This window comes from Xylophilus sp. GW821-FHT01B05, assembly GCA_038961845.1.
Classification (GTDB): Bacteria; Pseudomonadota; Gammaproteobacteria; order Burkholderiales; family Burkholderiaceae_C; genus Xylophilus.
The window spans coordinates 1,991,192-2,004,927 of sequence record CP152408.1; the positions used below are offsets into that span (position 1 = coordinate 1,991,192).

At 66.8% G+C, this 13,736-nt stretch carries 13 protein-coding genes; 6 read left to right on the forward strand and 7 right to left on the reverse strand.

Annotated features, from left to right (window positions below):
* Window positions 1–17: 17 nt before the first annotated feature.
* From urtC to AAFF27_09310, 5 genes are all read left to right on the forward strand, one after another.
* Window positions 18–1,214: an urea ABC transporter permease subunit UrtC gene (gene urtC / locus AAFF27_09290; GenBank protein XAH25367.1), complete on the forward strand. Its 1,197-nt coding sequence runs from the start codon at window positions 18–20 to the stop codon at window positions 1,212–1,214.
* On the forward strand, window positions 1,211–2,062 hold the full coding sequence (urtD, locus tag AAFF27_09295) for an urea ABC transporter ATP-binding protein UrtD (GenBank protein ID XAH25368.1): 852 nt from the start codon (window positions 1,211–1,213) through the stop codon (window positions 2,060–2,062). The genes urtC and urtD overlap by 4 nt, the downstream gene beginning before the upstream one ends.
* Before the next feature lie 786 nt (window positions 2,063–2,848).
* Window positions 2,849–3,553, forward strand: a complete 705-nt coding sequence (urtE, locus tag AAFF27_09300; protein XAH25369.1) for an urea ABC transporter ATP-binding subunit UrtE — start codon at window positions 2,849–2,851, stop codon at window positions 3,551–3,553.
* A 105-nt stretch (window positions 3,554–3,658) separates the two neighbouring features.
* Window positions 3,659–4,903: an MFS transporter gene (locus tag AAFF27_09305; protein ID XAH25370.1), complete on the forward strand. Its 1,245-nt coding sequence runs from the start codon at window positions 3,659–3,661 to the stop codon at window positions 4,901–4,903.
* On the forward strand, window positions 4,900–6,330 hold the full coding sequence (locus tag AAFF27_09310) for an MFS transporter (GenBank protein XAH25371.1): 1,431 nt from the start codon (window positions 4,900–4,902) through the stop codon (window positions 6,328–6,330). Before AAFF27_09305 ends, AAFF27_09310 begins: the two co-directional genes overlap by 4 nt.
* Before the next feature lie 155 nt (window positions 6,331–6,485).
* Here AAFF27_09310 and AAFF27_09315 read toward each other — a convergent pair whose 3' ends face one another.
* Both AAFF27_09315 and AAFF27_09320 read right to left on the reverse strand, forming a co-directional pair.
* Window positions 6,486–8,057 (reverse strand): glucan biosynthesis protein D, encoded by a 1,572-nt coding sequence (locus AAFF27_09315; protein ID XAH25372.1) that lies wholly within the window; start codon window positions 8,055–8,057, stop codon window positions 6,486–6,488.
* Between the two features lie 194 nt (window positions 8,058–8,251).
* The gene (locus AAFF27_09320) at window positions 8,252–9,223 is read right to left on the reverse strand and encodes a LysR family transcriptional regulator (GenBank protein ID XAH25373.1); all 972 of its coding nucleotides are present in this window, start codon (window positions 9,221–9,223) and stop codon (window positions 8,252–8,254) included.
* Between the two features lie 117 nt (window positions 9,224–9,340).
* Here AAFF27_09320 and AAFF27_09325 point away from each other — a divergent pair, with 117 nt between their 5' ends.
* Window positions 9,341–10,468, forward strand: a complete 1,128-nt coding sequence (locus tag AAFF27_09325; GenBank protein ID XAH25374.1) for an ABC transporter substrate-binding protein — start codon at window positions 9,341–9,343, stop codon at window positions 10,466–10,468.
* On the opposite strand, the gene AAFF27_09330 is transcribed toward AAFF27_09325, so the two are convergent.
* The 5 genes from AAFF27_09330 to AAFF27_09350 form a co-directional block, all read right to left on the reverse strand.
* A complete protein-coding gene (locus AAFF27_09330; GenBank protein ID XAH25375.1) occupies window positions 10,450–10,962 on the reverse strand; it encodes a GNAT family N-acetyltransferase in 513 nt (170 codons plus the stop codon). The two genes, AAFF27_09325 and AAFF27_09330, sit on opposite strands and share 19 nt — an antisense overlap.
* 151 nt (window positions 10,963–11,113) lie before the next feature.
* A complete protein-coding gene (locus tag AAFF27_09335) occupies window positions 11,114–11,536 on the reverse strand; it encodes a nucleotidyl transferase AbiEii/AbiGii toxin family protein (GenBank protein XAH25376.1) in 423 nt (140 codons plus the stop codon).
* A 36-nt stretch (window positions 11,537–11,572) separates the two neighbouring features.
* Window positions 11,573–12,190 carry a type IV toxin-antitoxin system AbiEi family antitoxin domain-containing protein gene (locus tag AAFF27_09340; GenBank protein XAH25377.1) on the reverse strand — a complete coding sequence of 206 codons (618 nt, stop codon included), beginning with the start codon at window positions 12,188–12,190 and terminating at the stop codon, window positions 11,573–11,575.
* Window positions 12,191–12,294: 104 nt separating this feature from the next.
* Entirely contained in the window at window positions 12,295–12,906 is a 612-nt protein-coding gene (locus tag AAFF27_09345) for an NAD(P)-dependent oxidoreductase (protein XAH25378.1), read from the reverse strand.
* Window positions 12,907–12,937: 31 nt separating this feature from the next.
* Window positions 12,938–13,633 (reverse strand): DsbA family protein, encoded by a 696-nt coding sequence (locus AAFF27_09350; protein ID XAH25379.1) that lies wholly within the window; start codon window positions 13,631–13,633, stop codon window positions 12,938–12,940.
* Window positions 13,634–13,736: the final 103 nt, after the last annotated feature.

Sequence of the window (13,736 nt, forward strand, 5' to 3'; positions counted from 1 at the left end):
CGTTCGCTTCCGTGCCCATGAATCACTCCATCCTCCCGCCAAAGGCGCCGCTGTTGACCCGCAAGGGCTGGAGCGCCTTCTTCATTGCGCTGATCGCGGTATGCGCGCTGGCGCCGGTCATGAACCTGTGGCTGCCGCCCGGCAGCGCGCTCTACCTGAGCGACTACGGCGTGGCGCTGGTCGGCAAGATCATGTGCTACGCCATCGTTGCGCTGGCCATGGACTTGATCTGGGGCTACACCGGCATTTTGTCGCTGGGCCACGGTGTGTTCTTTGCGCTGGGCGGCTATGTCATGGGCATGTACCTGATGCGCCAGATCGGCCGCGACGGCAACTACAAGAGCGACCTGCCCGACTTCATGGTGTTTTTGGACTGGAAGGAGCTGCCCTGGCACTGGGCGCTGTCGGACAGCTTCATTGCCACGCTGGTGCTGGTCGTGGCGGTGCCGGGCGTCGTGGCCTTCGTGTTTGGCTACTTTGCCTTTCGCTCGCGCATCAAGGGCGTGTATTTCTCCATCATCACGCAGGCCATGACCTTTGCCGCGATGCTGCTGTTCTTTCGCAACGAGACCGGCTTTGGCGGCAACAACGGCTTCACCGACTTCAAGCGCATCCTGGGCCTGCCGATTGCCACGCAAGGCATGCGCATGACCTTGTTCGTGCTCACAGGCTGCACGCTGCTGGGCTTCTTCCTGTTCGCGCGCTGGCTGGTGGGCAGCAAGTTCGGCCGCGTGCTGCAGGCCATACGCGATGCAGAGACGCGCGTCATGTTCAGCGGCTACAACCCGCTGCCCTACAAGCTCACGATCTGGGTCATCTCTGCCGTGATGTGCGGCGTGGCCGGGGCGTTGTATGTACCGCAGGTGGGCATCATCAACCCGGGCGAGATGAGCACCGCGGCCTCCATCGAGATGGCGGTGTGGGCGGCGGTTGGTGGCCGCGCCACGCTCGTGGGGCCGATCCTGGGCGCCTTCCTGGTCAACGGTGCCAAGAGCTGGCTGACCGTAGTGGCACCTGAATTCTGGCTGTACTTCTTGGGCGCGCTGTTCATCGCGGTGACGCTGTTCCTGCCCGATGGCGTGGTGGGCCTGTGGCGCCGGCTGGCGCGGCGCAAGGCCGTGCCCGTGGCGGCGCCGCTGCGCGAAAGCGTGGCGCGTGAAGCCGGTCAGATCAAGAGTGCTCCTGGCGCGCCGGTGACGGAGGCTGCCCGATGACCCCCGACCTCATGGAACAAGGCGCGCAGCGCCTGGCCGCCAACACTGCCTCCGGTGGCCGAGAGGCCGGCTTTGGCCGCGTGGCGGTGCCGGGCGAGGTGGACATCACGCACGGCCGCATCCTGTACCTGGAAGACGTGAGCGTGAGCTTCGACGGCTTCAAGGCCATCAACAATCTGTCGCTGGACATCGCGCCCGGCGAGCTGCGCTGCATCATCGGCCCCAACGGCGCGGGCAAGACCACGATGATGGACATCATCACCGGCAAGACCCGGCCCGACAGCGGCACCGTGTTCTTCGGCAGCACCATAGACCTGCTGCGCCACAAGGAGGCCGACATTGCCCAATTGGGCATAGGCCGCAAGTTCCAGAAGCCCACGGTGTTCGAGCAGCTCAGCGTGTTCGAGAACCTGGAGCTGGCGCTGAAGACGCACAAGGGCGTGCAGGCCTCGATGTTCTTCAGGCTCGATTCCGAGCAGAAAGACCGCCTGGTCGAGGTGCTGCACACCATCCAGCTGGCCGACAGCGCCGCGCGCATGGCGGGCACGCTCAGCCACGGGCAAAAGCAGTGGCTGGAGATCGGCATGCTGCTGATGCAAGACCCCAAGCTGCTGCTGCTCGACGAGCCCGTGGCCGGCATGACCGATGAGGAAACGGCGCGCACTGCGGAGCTGTTTCTGAGTCTCAAGGGCAAGCATTCGCTGATGGTGGTGGAGCACGATATGAGCTTTATCCGCACCATCTCGGACATCGTGACGGTGTTGTGTGATGGGGCTGTGTTGGCGCAGGGGACCTTGGATCAGGTGCAGGCGGATGAACGGGTTATTGAGGTTTATCTTGGGCGCTGAGGGTTTGTTTTTTGTTGTTGGTCTAGGCGCTGCCTTGCAGGCGGCGGGTGCCGGGACTCGCCCCGGCGGGCGACCTACTTGTTCTTTGCTTCGCCAAAGAAAAGTAGGCAAAAGAAAGGCGAGCCGGAGCCAGGGGCCCTGCGGGCTTCCCTGCGCTGCTCGCGCCGGGCGGGGTATCGCCCAAACTCGCTTCGCTCAGACAAGGGCGATCCCTGACCCGCCCGTCGCTGTGCTGCTCGGCCCTGCCAACGGCGGGGGACAGCCTGAACATCCAACAGCCGGCCCCCACCCCAACCCTCCCCCAGCGGGGGAGGGGGTAATACCGAACACCGAATGGCCCAACTTCCACACTCCCTCCCCCTTTGGGGGAGGGCAGGGGTGGGGGCGCCAGGGGCCGAGCGAAGCGATGGCCCGTGTGGCAGTCCCGGGTCCCCTCTGTGGCGTCGAGGAGCGGAGGAGTCGGCAGGTTGCCCGCAGCGCAGCGAAGGGACGGCGAGGACTGTTTGAGCGAAGCGAGTTCCGCAGCCGCCTGCCGACTTCGAGCACCGCAGAGCAGTCCGGCAAAGCCGGACCGCCACAGTGGGGTCGCCCTTTGGTCTGTCGCATAACTTCGCTTTGCGAAGTGAGCGCAGCCCCGCTTCGCGACCATGGTGACTTTCTTTCGGCGACGCGAAAGAAAGTTACTCGCCCGCCGGGGCGAACTCCCGGCACCCGCCGCCTGCAAGGCAACCCCAGCTTTCCAGTCGGAAGCCGCGGTATCCCATGCCAACGCACAAAGCCCACCCCATGCTGACCACCCAAAACCTCCACCAGTACTACGGCGGCTCCCACATCCTGCGTGACGTCAGCCTCACGGCAAAGGCCGGCGAAGTGACCGTCGTGCTCGGCCGCAACGGCGTGGGCAAGACCACGCTGCTCAAGTCGCTCATGGGCCTGGTGCCCATCAAGAGCGGCAGCATCGTTTTTGAGGGCCGCGAGATCCAGCGCGCCACGCCGTATGAACGTGCCCGCGCCGGCATAGGCTTTGTGCCGCAGGGGCGCGAGATCTTCGCGCGGCTGACGGTGGAAGAGAACCTGCGCATGGGCCTGGCCACCAAGCCGGGCAGCACGCCCATCCCGCCGCAGCTCTATGAGCTGTTCCCGGTGTTGAAGCAGATGCTGTACCGGCGCGGCGGTGATTTGTCGGGCGGGCAGCAACAGCAACTGGCCATTGCGCGGGCGCTGGCTGCGGGCCCCAAGCTGCTGGTGCTGGACGAGCCGACCGAGGGCATACAGCCCAGCATCATCAAGGACATAGGCCGCGTGATCCGCATGCTGGCCAATGAGGGCTTGAACGGCCAGCCCATGGCGATCCTGCTGGTGGAGCAGTACTACGACTTTGCCGAAGAGTTGGCCGATGCCTACCTGGTGATGGAGCGCGGCGAGGTGATTGCGCGTGGCGCCGGGGCAGACATGCAGCGCGACGGCGTGCGGCGGCTCGTGGCGATCTAGTGTCGCGTCAAGCGGGCTCTTGGGGCTTCACGCAAAATACGGGGTTACCCGTATATGCCGGACCTGTCTTTGGGCCGGCGGGGTCTCTGCCTCTTTACTCCCCGCATGTCCTCTTCTTCCGCCCCCCAGACGGCCGCCGATACGCCGTCGGCCGCTTCTTCGCGCAGCAGCGCCCACACCCGGCCTGAGGGCGACAAGCATGCCGCAGCCCTGCTGGCGCTGGCCGTCGGCGGCTTTGGCATTGGCACCGGTGAATTCGCCATCATGGGCCTGCTGCCCGAGGTGGCGCATGACCTGGGCGTGAGCATTCCCCAGGCCGGCCATGTGATCAGCGCCTATGCGCTGGGCGTGGTGGTCGGGGCGCCGGTGCTGGCCGTGCTGCTGGCGCGCTGGCACCGGCGCGCGCTGCTGGTGGCGCTGATGCTGGTGTTTGCGGCTGGCAACTTCGCCAGCGCGCTGGCGCCGGGCTACCTGTCGCTGAACCTGCTGCGCTTCATGGCCGGGCTACCGCACGGCACCTACTTTGGCGTGGCCGCACTGGTGGCCGCAGGCCTGGCACCGCCGGGGCGGCGCGGGCGTGCCATTGCCTCGGTGATGATGGGGTTGACCGTGGCCACCGTGGTGGGCGTGCCGCTGTCGGCCTGGCTGGGCGAGGCATTGGGTTGGCGCGCAGCCTTTGCGCTGGTGGGCGCCATCGGGCTGCTGGCGGCCTGGCTGGTGCGCCGCCATGTGCCCGACAGCACGCCCGAGCCCGGCGCCAGCCCCTGGCGCGAACTGGGCGCGCTGCGCCGCGGCCAGGTCTGGCTCACGCTGGGCATTGGCGCCATCGGCTTTGGCGGGTTGTTCTCGGTGTTCAGCTACATCAAGCCGACGATGATCGAGGTGGCTGGCATGTCGCCCTCGCGCGTGCCGCTGGTGCTGGCGGTCCTGGGGCTGGGCATGGTGGCGGGCAATGTGATCGGCGCGCGGCTGGCAGACCGCAACCTGATGCGCACCATTGGTGGCGTGTTGCTGTGGGCGGTGCTGGTGTTGACGGCCTTCTGCTTCACCGCCTCGCATGCACTGGCGGCCACGGTCACGGTGTTCTTCGTCGGCACCATTGGTGCTTTGGCGGTGGCACTGCAGATCCGTCTGATGGACGTGGCTGGCGAAGCCCAGACCCTGGCCGCTGCGCTCAACCACTCGGCCTTCAATATGGCCAATGCGCTGGGCGCCTGGCTGGGCGGCGTGACGATTACCGCCGGCCTGGGCTGGACATCCACGGGTTGGGTGGGGGCGTTGCTGGCGCTGGGCGGCTTGGGTGTTTTTGGCTGGTCGCTGGCCTACGAACGCGCTGCGCGCCGGTCATGAAGCCCGCAGCCACCGCAGAAGGCACGGCCGCGCGCGGTGGCGGTGCGCTGCCCTTGCTGGTGGCGGCAGCCTTCTTCATGGAGAACCTGGACGGCACGGTGATCGTCACCGCGCTGCCGCAGATGGCCGCATCCTTTGGCGTGCGGCCGGTGGACATGAGCATAGGCGTGTCGGCCTACATCCTGACCCTGGCAGTGCTGATCCCGGCCAGCGGCTGGGTGGCCGACCGTTTGGGCGCGCGCAAGGTGTTTGCGGCGGCCATCGTGCTGTTTACGCTGGCCTCCGTGCTGTGCGGCATCAGCCCGAACCTGGGCTGCTTCACCGCGGCGCGCGTGCTGCAGGGCGCAGCCGGCGCCATGATGGTGCCGGTGGGCCGGCTGGTGGTGCTGCGCAGCACGCCCAAGAGCGGGCTGATGCGCGCCATCGCCACCATCACCTGGCCCGGCCTGGCCGCTCCGGTGCTGGGGCCGCCGCTGGGCGGCTTCATCACCACGCATTGGTCTTGGCACTGGATCTTCTTCCTCAATGTGCCGCTGGGTTTGCTGGGACTGGTGTTTGCGCTGCGCCTGATCCCCAAGGGCCAGGGCAGTGCGGGCCGGCCCTTCGACGCCGTGGGCTTTGTGCTGACCGGTAGCGCCTGCCTGGCCTTGATGGCGGGCGTGGAACTGCTGAGCCACGGCGGCCACGGCACGGCGGCAGTAGTGGCGCTGGTGGCGGGCCTGCTGCTGGGCTGGTGGGCGCTGCGCCATGCGCGCGGCCATGCGCATCCGCTGGTGGATCTGTGGGCGCTGCGGGTGCCGAGCTATGCGGTCACGGTGTATGGCGGCTCGTTGTTTCGCATCTCGATTGGCGCCATACCGTTTTTGCTGCCGCTGCTGTTCCAGCTGGGTTTTGGCCTGGATGCGTTCCATGCCGGCATGCTGGTGCTGGCGGTGTTTGCCGGCAATCTGGCGATGAAGCCCATGACCGGTGCGGTGCTGCGGCGCTTCAGCTTTCGCACGGTGCTGCTGGGCAATGGCCTGATCAATGCGCTGTCGATCTTTGTCTGCGCGCTGCTGACGCCGGCCACGCCGGTCTGGGTCATTGTGCTGGTGCTGTTCATCAGCGGCCTGTCACGCTCGATGCAGTTCACCACGCTGGCCTCGCTCGCGTTTGCCGACGTGCCGCAACCGCGCATGAGCGGCGCCAACACGCTCCTCAACATGTCGCAGCAGATGGCCATGGGCATGGGCGTCGCCCTGGGCGCGGTGGTGCTGCGGCTGGCCGCGCTGCTCACGGGCGATGTGGGCAGCGTGCCATCGCTGGCCGACTTCCGCCTGGCCTTTGTCGCCATGGGCGTGCTGTCGCTGCTGGCCATGCTGGATGTGCGCGGGCTGTCGCGCACGGCGGGGGATGAGGTGCGGCTGGCGGGCAAGAAGGGGGCTTAGCGGCATTCCTTTCAAGGTCTTGTGATCTATTTGATAGTTCTGTTGCCTTGCTGACGGCGGGAGCCGGGACTCGCCCGCCGGGGCGAACTCCCGGCACCCGCCGCCTGCAAGGCACACAGCGCAGGGATATCTCAAAGACCTTGAAAGAGTGGGTCCTAGCGCGGCCGCTCTGCCGCCGGCGGCGGCGTCCATTCGTACACCCAGGTCTCGGTCAAAGCCTGGCCATCTGCGCGCAGGTACATGCGCAGGCCAATCGGCTCGGTACTGGTGTCGGGCGGCACGATGTCGAACATGGCGCGCCAGCCCTTTACCGATGCCAGTGGCCGGGCCGAGGTGATTTCCAGCTTGCCGCGCGTGGCGGTGATGACGGCCTCTACCGTGGTGCCCGGGTCTACCAATGCGAAGTTGCCGCCCGCGAAGTCCACCGCGAAGCGCCAGGAGAAATACTTGCGCGGCTGCCCGACCACGCCGCCCAGGCCGGTGCGGGTGGCCACGCAGCGCGCCAGCGACGGGCGCGAGGGTGCTGGGTCATTGCCCCAGTGCAGGCGGTAGCCCAGCAGCAGTTCGTCGCCGGCCTTCGGTTTTTGCGCGGGCTCCCAGAAGGCGACGATGTTGTCGAAGGTCTCGTCGGTGGTGGGGATCTCGACCAGGTCCACCGTGCCCTTGCCCCAGCCGGCGGTGGGCTCTACCCAGAGCGAGGGCCGGCGGTCGTAGAACACGCCGTCGTCCTGGTAATGCTCGAAGTTGCGGTCGCGCTGCAGCAGGCCAAAGCCGCGCGGGTTGTTGTCGGCAAAGGCGTTGAAGCGCAGTTGCGGCGGGTTGACCAGCGGCCGCCAGATCCATTCGCCAGCGCCGGTGTGCATGGCCAGGCCGTCGGAGTCGTGGATCTCGGGACGCCAGTCGCGGGCCATGCGGCGGTCGTTCTCGCCGGTCTGGTACATGCTGGTGCAGGGCGCCAGGCCCAGGCGCTCTATGGCCGTGCGCGGGTACAGCGCGGCATCCACGTCCATCACCAGGGTGTCGCCGGGCGTGATGGCAAAGCGGTAGGCGCCGGTGATGCTGGGCGAGTCGAGCAAGGCGTGGACCACGATGGTGGCGGCACCGGTGGCGGGGCGCTCGATGTAGAACTCGATGAAGTCCGGGAACTCTTCATCGCGCGCCACGGCGGTGTCCACCGCCACGCCGCGCGCCGACAAGCCGTACTGCCGCGTGCCGCCCACGGCACGGAAGTAGCTCGCGCCCAGGAAGGCCGCCACGTCCTGCCGCGGCGCGGTGTGGAAGTTGAGCCGAAAGCCGGCAAAGCCCAGGTCCTGCGGCAGCATGTCGGCGTCGAGGTGGCTGTTGCCGTAGTCGAACAGGGCCGGGTCGTAGGCCAGCTCTTGCGCCTGGCCGCTGGCCACTTCATAGATCTGCACCGGGCGCTTGAAGTACATGCCCAGGTGGAACAGCTTGACGTGGAACAGCAGCGCCGGGTCGTCTCCCCACAGCGCGTGGTCGTCCCGGAAGCGGATCGCCTGGTACTCGTCGAAGCCGAGCGCGGCCACGCTGTCGGGCACCTGCGCCGCCGGCGCCTGCCAGGCCCCTGCTGCCAGCGTGCGGGCGCGCTCCTTGAGCCAGGCGGTGTCGAAGGCCTGCGGCGCGCCCAGTGGTTTCAGGCCGGCCGCCTGCGCGGCGGGCGAGAGCAGGGCGGCACCGAGTGCGCTGCCCAGGAAGCTTCTTCTCTTCATGCGGGAATGGTGGTGGTGTCGGCTTGGGGAAGCCCTGGAGGATAGTGGCTGCGCGTGTCTGGGGGCCTTTTTGTGGATATAGAAATATTGGTGAAATATGCCTCTAGCCCAGGTCCTGCCTGGGATATTAGCTATAGATTTTGAATTTATCCCGCGCCCAGCCGTCTTCAAGTGAGCGGGGTGTGCGCCCCTCTCTATGGCGAGCCCTGGCGCCGTGCTCGCACTGGCGAGGGGCGAGCGCCCGGGCCGGCTCCGGCGTCATGCGGCCAGCCTGGCAGCCATGCGGCGAGATGTTCGGCAAAGCCCTCTGCGGCCGGCGATAGCGCACGCGAATGTGACGTGTAGAGGCACACGCTGCGCACCGTCTCGGGTTCGAGCACGCGCAGCATCTTCAATCCAAAGGCCTTGGCCAGCTCGCCGATGTAGGCCGGTGCCAAGGTGGCCGACAGTCCCTGCACGGCGAGGCCGAGTGCTGTGGTCACGTTGTCGACCACATCGACCGGCGTGACGCGCACATCGTCGGGCGCATTGACGCGCATCTGGGCAACGCTGCGCTCGTGGTCGCGCCCGGCGGAGACCAGCGCCACTTGCCGCAGGTCGGACCAGTTCACGTTGCGCCGCCGGGCCAGCGGGTGTGCGGGCGAGCACCAGAGAACCCACGGACTGTCGAACAAGGCCTGGCGGCCGACGTCGGGCGGGGTGACGAGGTCGGGGCCAAGGGCAAGGTCCACGTCGCCTCCGGCGACCGCGTCGACCAGCGCGTCTACCGAGATGTCGCGGATGCGCACGACCACCTTGGGGCGCAAGGCTGCATAGGCCTTGATTGCCGCCGGGATGGCCGTGGCAGCGATGGCGAGTGGCGCGCCGATGCGTACGACGCCGGCGGCGCGGTTGCGCACATCGTTGGCGGCACCTTCGGCAGCACGTATGTGCCGCAACATGGTTTCTGCAGAGGGCAGGAAGTCGCGCCCCGCGCTGGAAAGGTCGACGCGCCGGGTCGTGCGGTCGAACAGCCGGAACGACAGCGTTGCCTCAAGCTCGGCGACAAGCTGGCTGACCGCTTGCGCCGTCAGGCCAAGCCGCTCTGCAGCGCTGCTGAAGCTGTGCAGCTCGGCCACCAGGGCAAAGGCCTCGACTTGGCGCAAGGTGAAGCGGGTCAGCGGCATGGGGAAATTATCAAGCCGCGCTTGAAAGCACCGTCCGATTGTTTGTTTGTTTTGGTGAGCGGCTGCGACAACACTCCACGCCTTCAATCAACGTGAAACTGAAGAAAGCTGTTCGTGATGCGTGATCTGCAACCCCACCTGCACCGCAGGCACCTGCTGGGGCTGGCCCTTGGCGCCGCCGCAACCAGTGCGCTGGCCGACCCCGTGCCACATCGTCTGGCGCCAGAGGCGGAGACCCGCAGCCTGGACGAGCTGCATCGTGCCGCGCTGGCCGAGGGCGGCAAGCTGGTCGTCTATGCGGGCGGCGACACTGCCGACTCGCAGGTCGCGCTGGAGAAGTCATTCATGGCGCGCTTCCCTGGCATGAACGCCAGGATCCTGCCTGACCTGAGCAAGTACCACGATGCCCGCATCGACCAACAGCTGGCACGCGGCCGGCTTGAATGCGACGTGGCCCATCTGCAGACGCTGCACGACTACGACCGCTGGAAGTCAGAGGGGCAATTGCTCCACTACAAGCCGCTCGACTGGGACGCGATCCTGCCCGAGTTCAAGGACCCGGATGGTGCCTTCGTCGCGATCGGTGTGATCGCGTTCAGCAACGTCACCAACGCAAACCTGATCGCCGAAGCAGATGCGCCACGCGACGCCCTGGACTATCTCGATCCCAAGCTGCGCGGACGGCTCGTGCTGACCTATCCGCACGACGACGACGCTGTGCTGTTCATCTTCGATCGCATTGTTGCGGCCCACGGTTGGGAGTACGTGGACCGGCTGCTGAAGCAGGACGTGCAATGGATTCGCGGCACAGCCCCGGCGCGCCTGGTCGTGCGGGACGGCAAGAAGGCCGCCAGCTTCACCGTCTCTGCGCCACTCGTGCAGGCCAGTGGCAGCCCGTTGCGCTTTCAACTGCCGCGCCGCGACGTCTTCCAGTCATGGGGGCAAACGGCCGCGATCTTCCGCGAGGCCCCGAACAAGGCGGCGGCGCGCCTGTACCTGAGCTGGATGTGCTCGAAGGAAGCCACCGTGGCACGCACCAGCCAGTGGTCGGCGCGCCGCGACGTGCCGGCGCCGGGCGGCTATGGCGCCCCGGCGAGCTACAACACAGATCCGCAGGCATTCCACCGCTTCATGCTGGACCGCTATCGCATCGAGCGGCTGAAGACACAGTTCGAGGAAATCATCGGCCCAGCCGCCGGTGCAAACCCGACCGGCGCGAACGGCATCTATTTGCTGGGGGCATGAGCTGTTGAGGGCGAGCGGCAAGGCGAAGCCGCGCCCTCGGCCAACTGCAAGGCCATGAACACGCTGTGTGGGTCTTCCTGGTAGGCCCCAAAGGGCCCGGAGTACGAAAAGCCAACGCTCTGATAAAGCCCTTGCGCAGCCTGGAAGGCCGGGTGCGATCCGGTCTCCAGGCTCAGCCATTCGTAGCCGCGTTGTCTGGCCGTTTCGATGATCTTCTGCAGCACCGCGCGGCCGGCACCGCGGCGGCGTTGTGTTGCCGGGGTTCGCATGGATTTGATCTCGCCGTGCGTTGGCGAGAGTTCCTTCAACGCGCCACAGCCCAGCAGCACTTCGCCGTCCCAGGCCGTCCAGAAGCTGATGTCGGGCGAGCGCAGCTTTGACAAGTCCAGCGCGAACACCCGGTCTGCTGGCGTCAACTCATGCATGTTGGCCAGATGCTCGCTCAGCAGCGCGTGCACGGCGGGGCGCGAGAGGTCGTCGAGTTCGATTTGCATGTTGAAGCGGGCGTGTCGTTTGGTGAAGGATTCACCTGCCAGGCAGGGGCTTTGAGGGGTGGTGGTGCGGGTGAAGCACCACTTTGAAGCACACACGCATCAGAAGACCCCGGCCTTCTGAAACGCTTCCTGCAGCCGTGTGACGATGGCTTCAAAAGAGACTGCATCGAGGCGGTTCTTCTTCAGAAAAGCGGCCCATTGCAGCCGCTTGGTCGCGTCGGTCGCGAAGGCCTCGCTCAGGCCACTCGGCGTGGAAGGCGGCAGGGTCGAACGCGACGCCGTCATCGACTGCGATCAGGCAGACATCGCGGAACGCCGCCACGGCGGAGTCGATGTGGTCGGGGCCGAAGCCCAGCAGGTCGGCATCGCGTGTTGGCCGGTGTGGATGCTCGTACCACAGGGCAAACAGCAGGGCGCCCTTGAGCAGAAAGTTGGGCGCATGCGGAGAGATGGACAGCCGGTACAGCAGTCGCTCCAGGCCGTAGTGCGTGAGCGTCAGGTTGAAGTCCTGCCGTGCGCTGCCAGCATGCTGTTTGAGGCGTGCGCGAATGGAGGCTGCGCGGTTATTGCGCATGGACGCCCCTTGGCGCTTCGCACCGCGAGTGGGCCTTCATGCTGTGATGCTCTCGAGGTAGGGGCGCATCACGTTGTTCACGCGGTCAATGGTGGCGTAGTGCCACAGCGCATCCATCGTCAGCTTGCGCTGCGTCCATCCATCGCGCAGCGCTTCCAGCGCCACGTCCAGGCCGATCTTGTTGCGGTACTTGAAGCAGTCGGCAACGGTCTTTGCGGCGTTGAAGACAGGAACCTGCACGCCATCGATTTGCAGGTGCTCGACGCCTTCGGTCAGCGCCGGCCCGGACATGCGCATGGCGCGCAGCGCTGGCTGGTCAAGCCGCGGGGTGGGCGAGTGATGCGGGATGGCCAGCCAGACCTCGAAGGGGGCCTGCGTGCCGATGCCGTGGACGCGCAGTGCGGACAGCAGGCAGACAACGCCCTGCGGTACGCGCAGGGCGACCTGGGCCAGGGAGTGGTGCTCGCTCAGCGCACGGCCTGGCAGGCTGTAGACGCCGCGAGCGACACGCTCCAGCTTGCCTGCTGCCACCAGTCGGCTGAGTGCCGCAGTGGGCAGCCCCTGCTCTGCCAGGTCTCGCGCGCGCAGCAGCGGGCGCTGCCCGGCCAATGCCAGGGTGGCTTGCTCATGCGTGGGGCTTGATGGGGGCTTCATCCACCATCAAGTTTGTTGCATTTGCTAGTCATTAGTCAATGACTGCCTAACTATCAAAACATTCCCTTGTGCCTGCATATGCCACGCGAGTACAGGGGCGCGCCTCAATACCCCACGGTAAACCGCTTGCCCGTATGGCGCGGCGTCTCTACCTCGTCGGCCAGGGCGATGGCGTAGTCTTCCATCGACACATGGCTCTTGCCGTTGGCGTCGGCCAGCAACTGGTCGCCGCCCAGGCGGAAGTGGCCGGTGCGCTCGCCCGGGTTGAACTCGGCCGAGGGCGAAAGGAAGGTCCAGGCCAGGGATTTTTCCTCACGCAGGCGGTTGAGGAAGGCGCGGCCACCCAGGGCTTCGGCCTTGTAGGCGGCGGGGAAGCCTTCGGCATCCACCAGTGCCTTGCCGGGGGCGATCTCCAGGCTGCCGGCACCGCCGACCACCAGCAGGCGTGGCACGCCGGCCTGGTGCACGGCCTGCAGCAGTTGGTTGGCGTCGCTGCCGTCGAAGCGGGTGGAGCTGATGACGGCGTCGTGGCCGGCCAGCAGCGGCGCCAGCGTGGCGGGCTGCGATGCGTCGCCGTTGTGCAGGGCCAGGCCGGGTTGGGCAGCGGCCTTGCTGCTGTCACGGGCGATGCCGGTGACCTGGTGGCCACGGGCCAGCAGTTCGGTGGCGATGCGTGAACCGGCGCGGCCGGTGATTCCGATGATGGCGATCTTCATGAGTTGCTCCTGGTGGATGGGTGAGAGAAATCTAGATGGCGCAGCCGTCCGGGCCGCACAGCGGCAGGGATGCGTCCGTTGTCGCTGCAGCGGGCAGGCGCGCGGTCAGCAGTTGCTGCCAGTCCTCGGCGCGGCCCAGGTAGCGGCCGGCGTCGAGCAGTTCCAGCGAGCCGTCTTCGGCCTCCAGCGCAAAGCTGGGGAAGCCTTGTGCGCCCAACTGCTTGAGCAGTGCACGGCTGGCGCTGATGTGTTGCAGCGTGGGCGTGCCGCTGGCCTGGGCAAAGGCCTGCTCGAAGGCGGTGGCGTCCAGGCCGATGTCGGTGGCCAGCGCGCGCAGCACGGCGGGATCGGCGATGCGCCGGCCTTCCACGTAGTGCGCCTGCTGCTGGCGCTGCAGCATGTCTGCGCCACGGCCGGCCAAGGCATCGGCGGCAAGGATGGCGGTGGTGGGCGGCTCGGAGTCAAACACGGCGGTGCTGTCACGCAGCAGGCCGTCGAAGTAGGCGTCGCCAAAGGGCTGGCCGCTCATGGTGGCAATGCGGCGGTCATGCGGGATCACGTAGTCGCGCAATTGCGGCGTGACGCGCTGCGCATTGCCGCCGGCCATCATGCCGCCGCCGTGCAGCGCCAAGGTGAGGCCGGGCAGGGCGCGTGCGGCGCGCACCAGCGGTGCTGCGGCATAGCACCAGCCGCAGAAGGGGTCGAACAGGTAGTGCAGGGTGGTCATTGGATGGCTCGTTGAAGCAAGGCCTGCATGGTAGGTTGCATGAAACGGTATGAAAATCCCTTGTCATGCAATGATTTGTTGCCTGAATCGATCAAATAAGGAG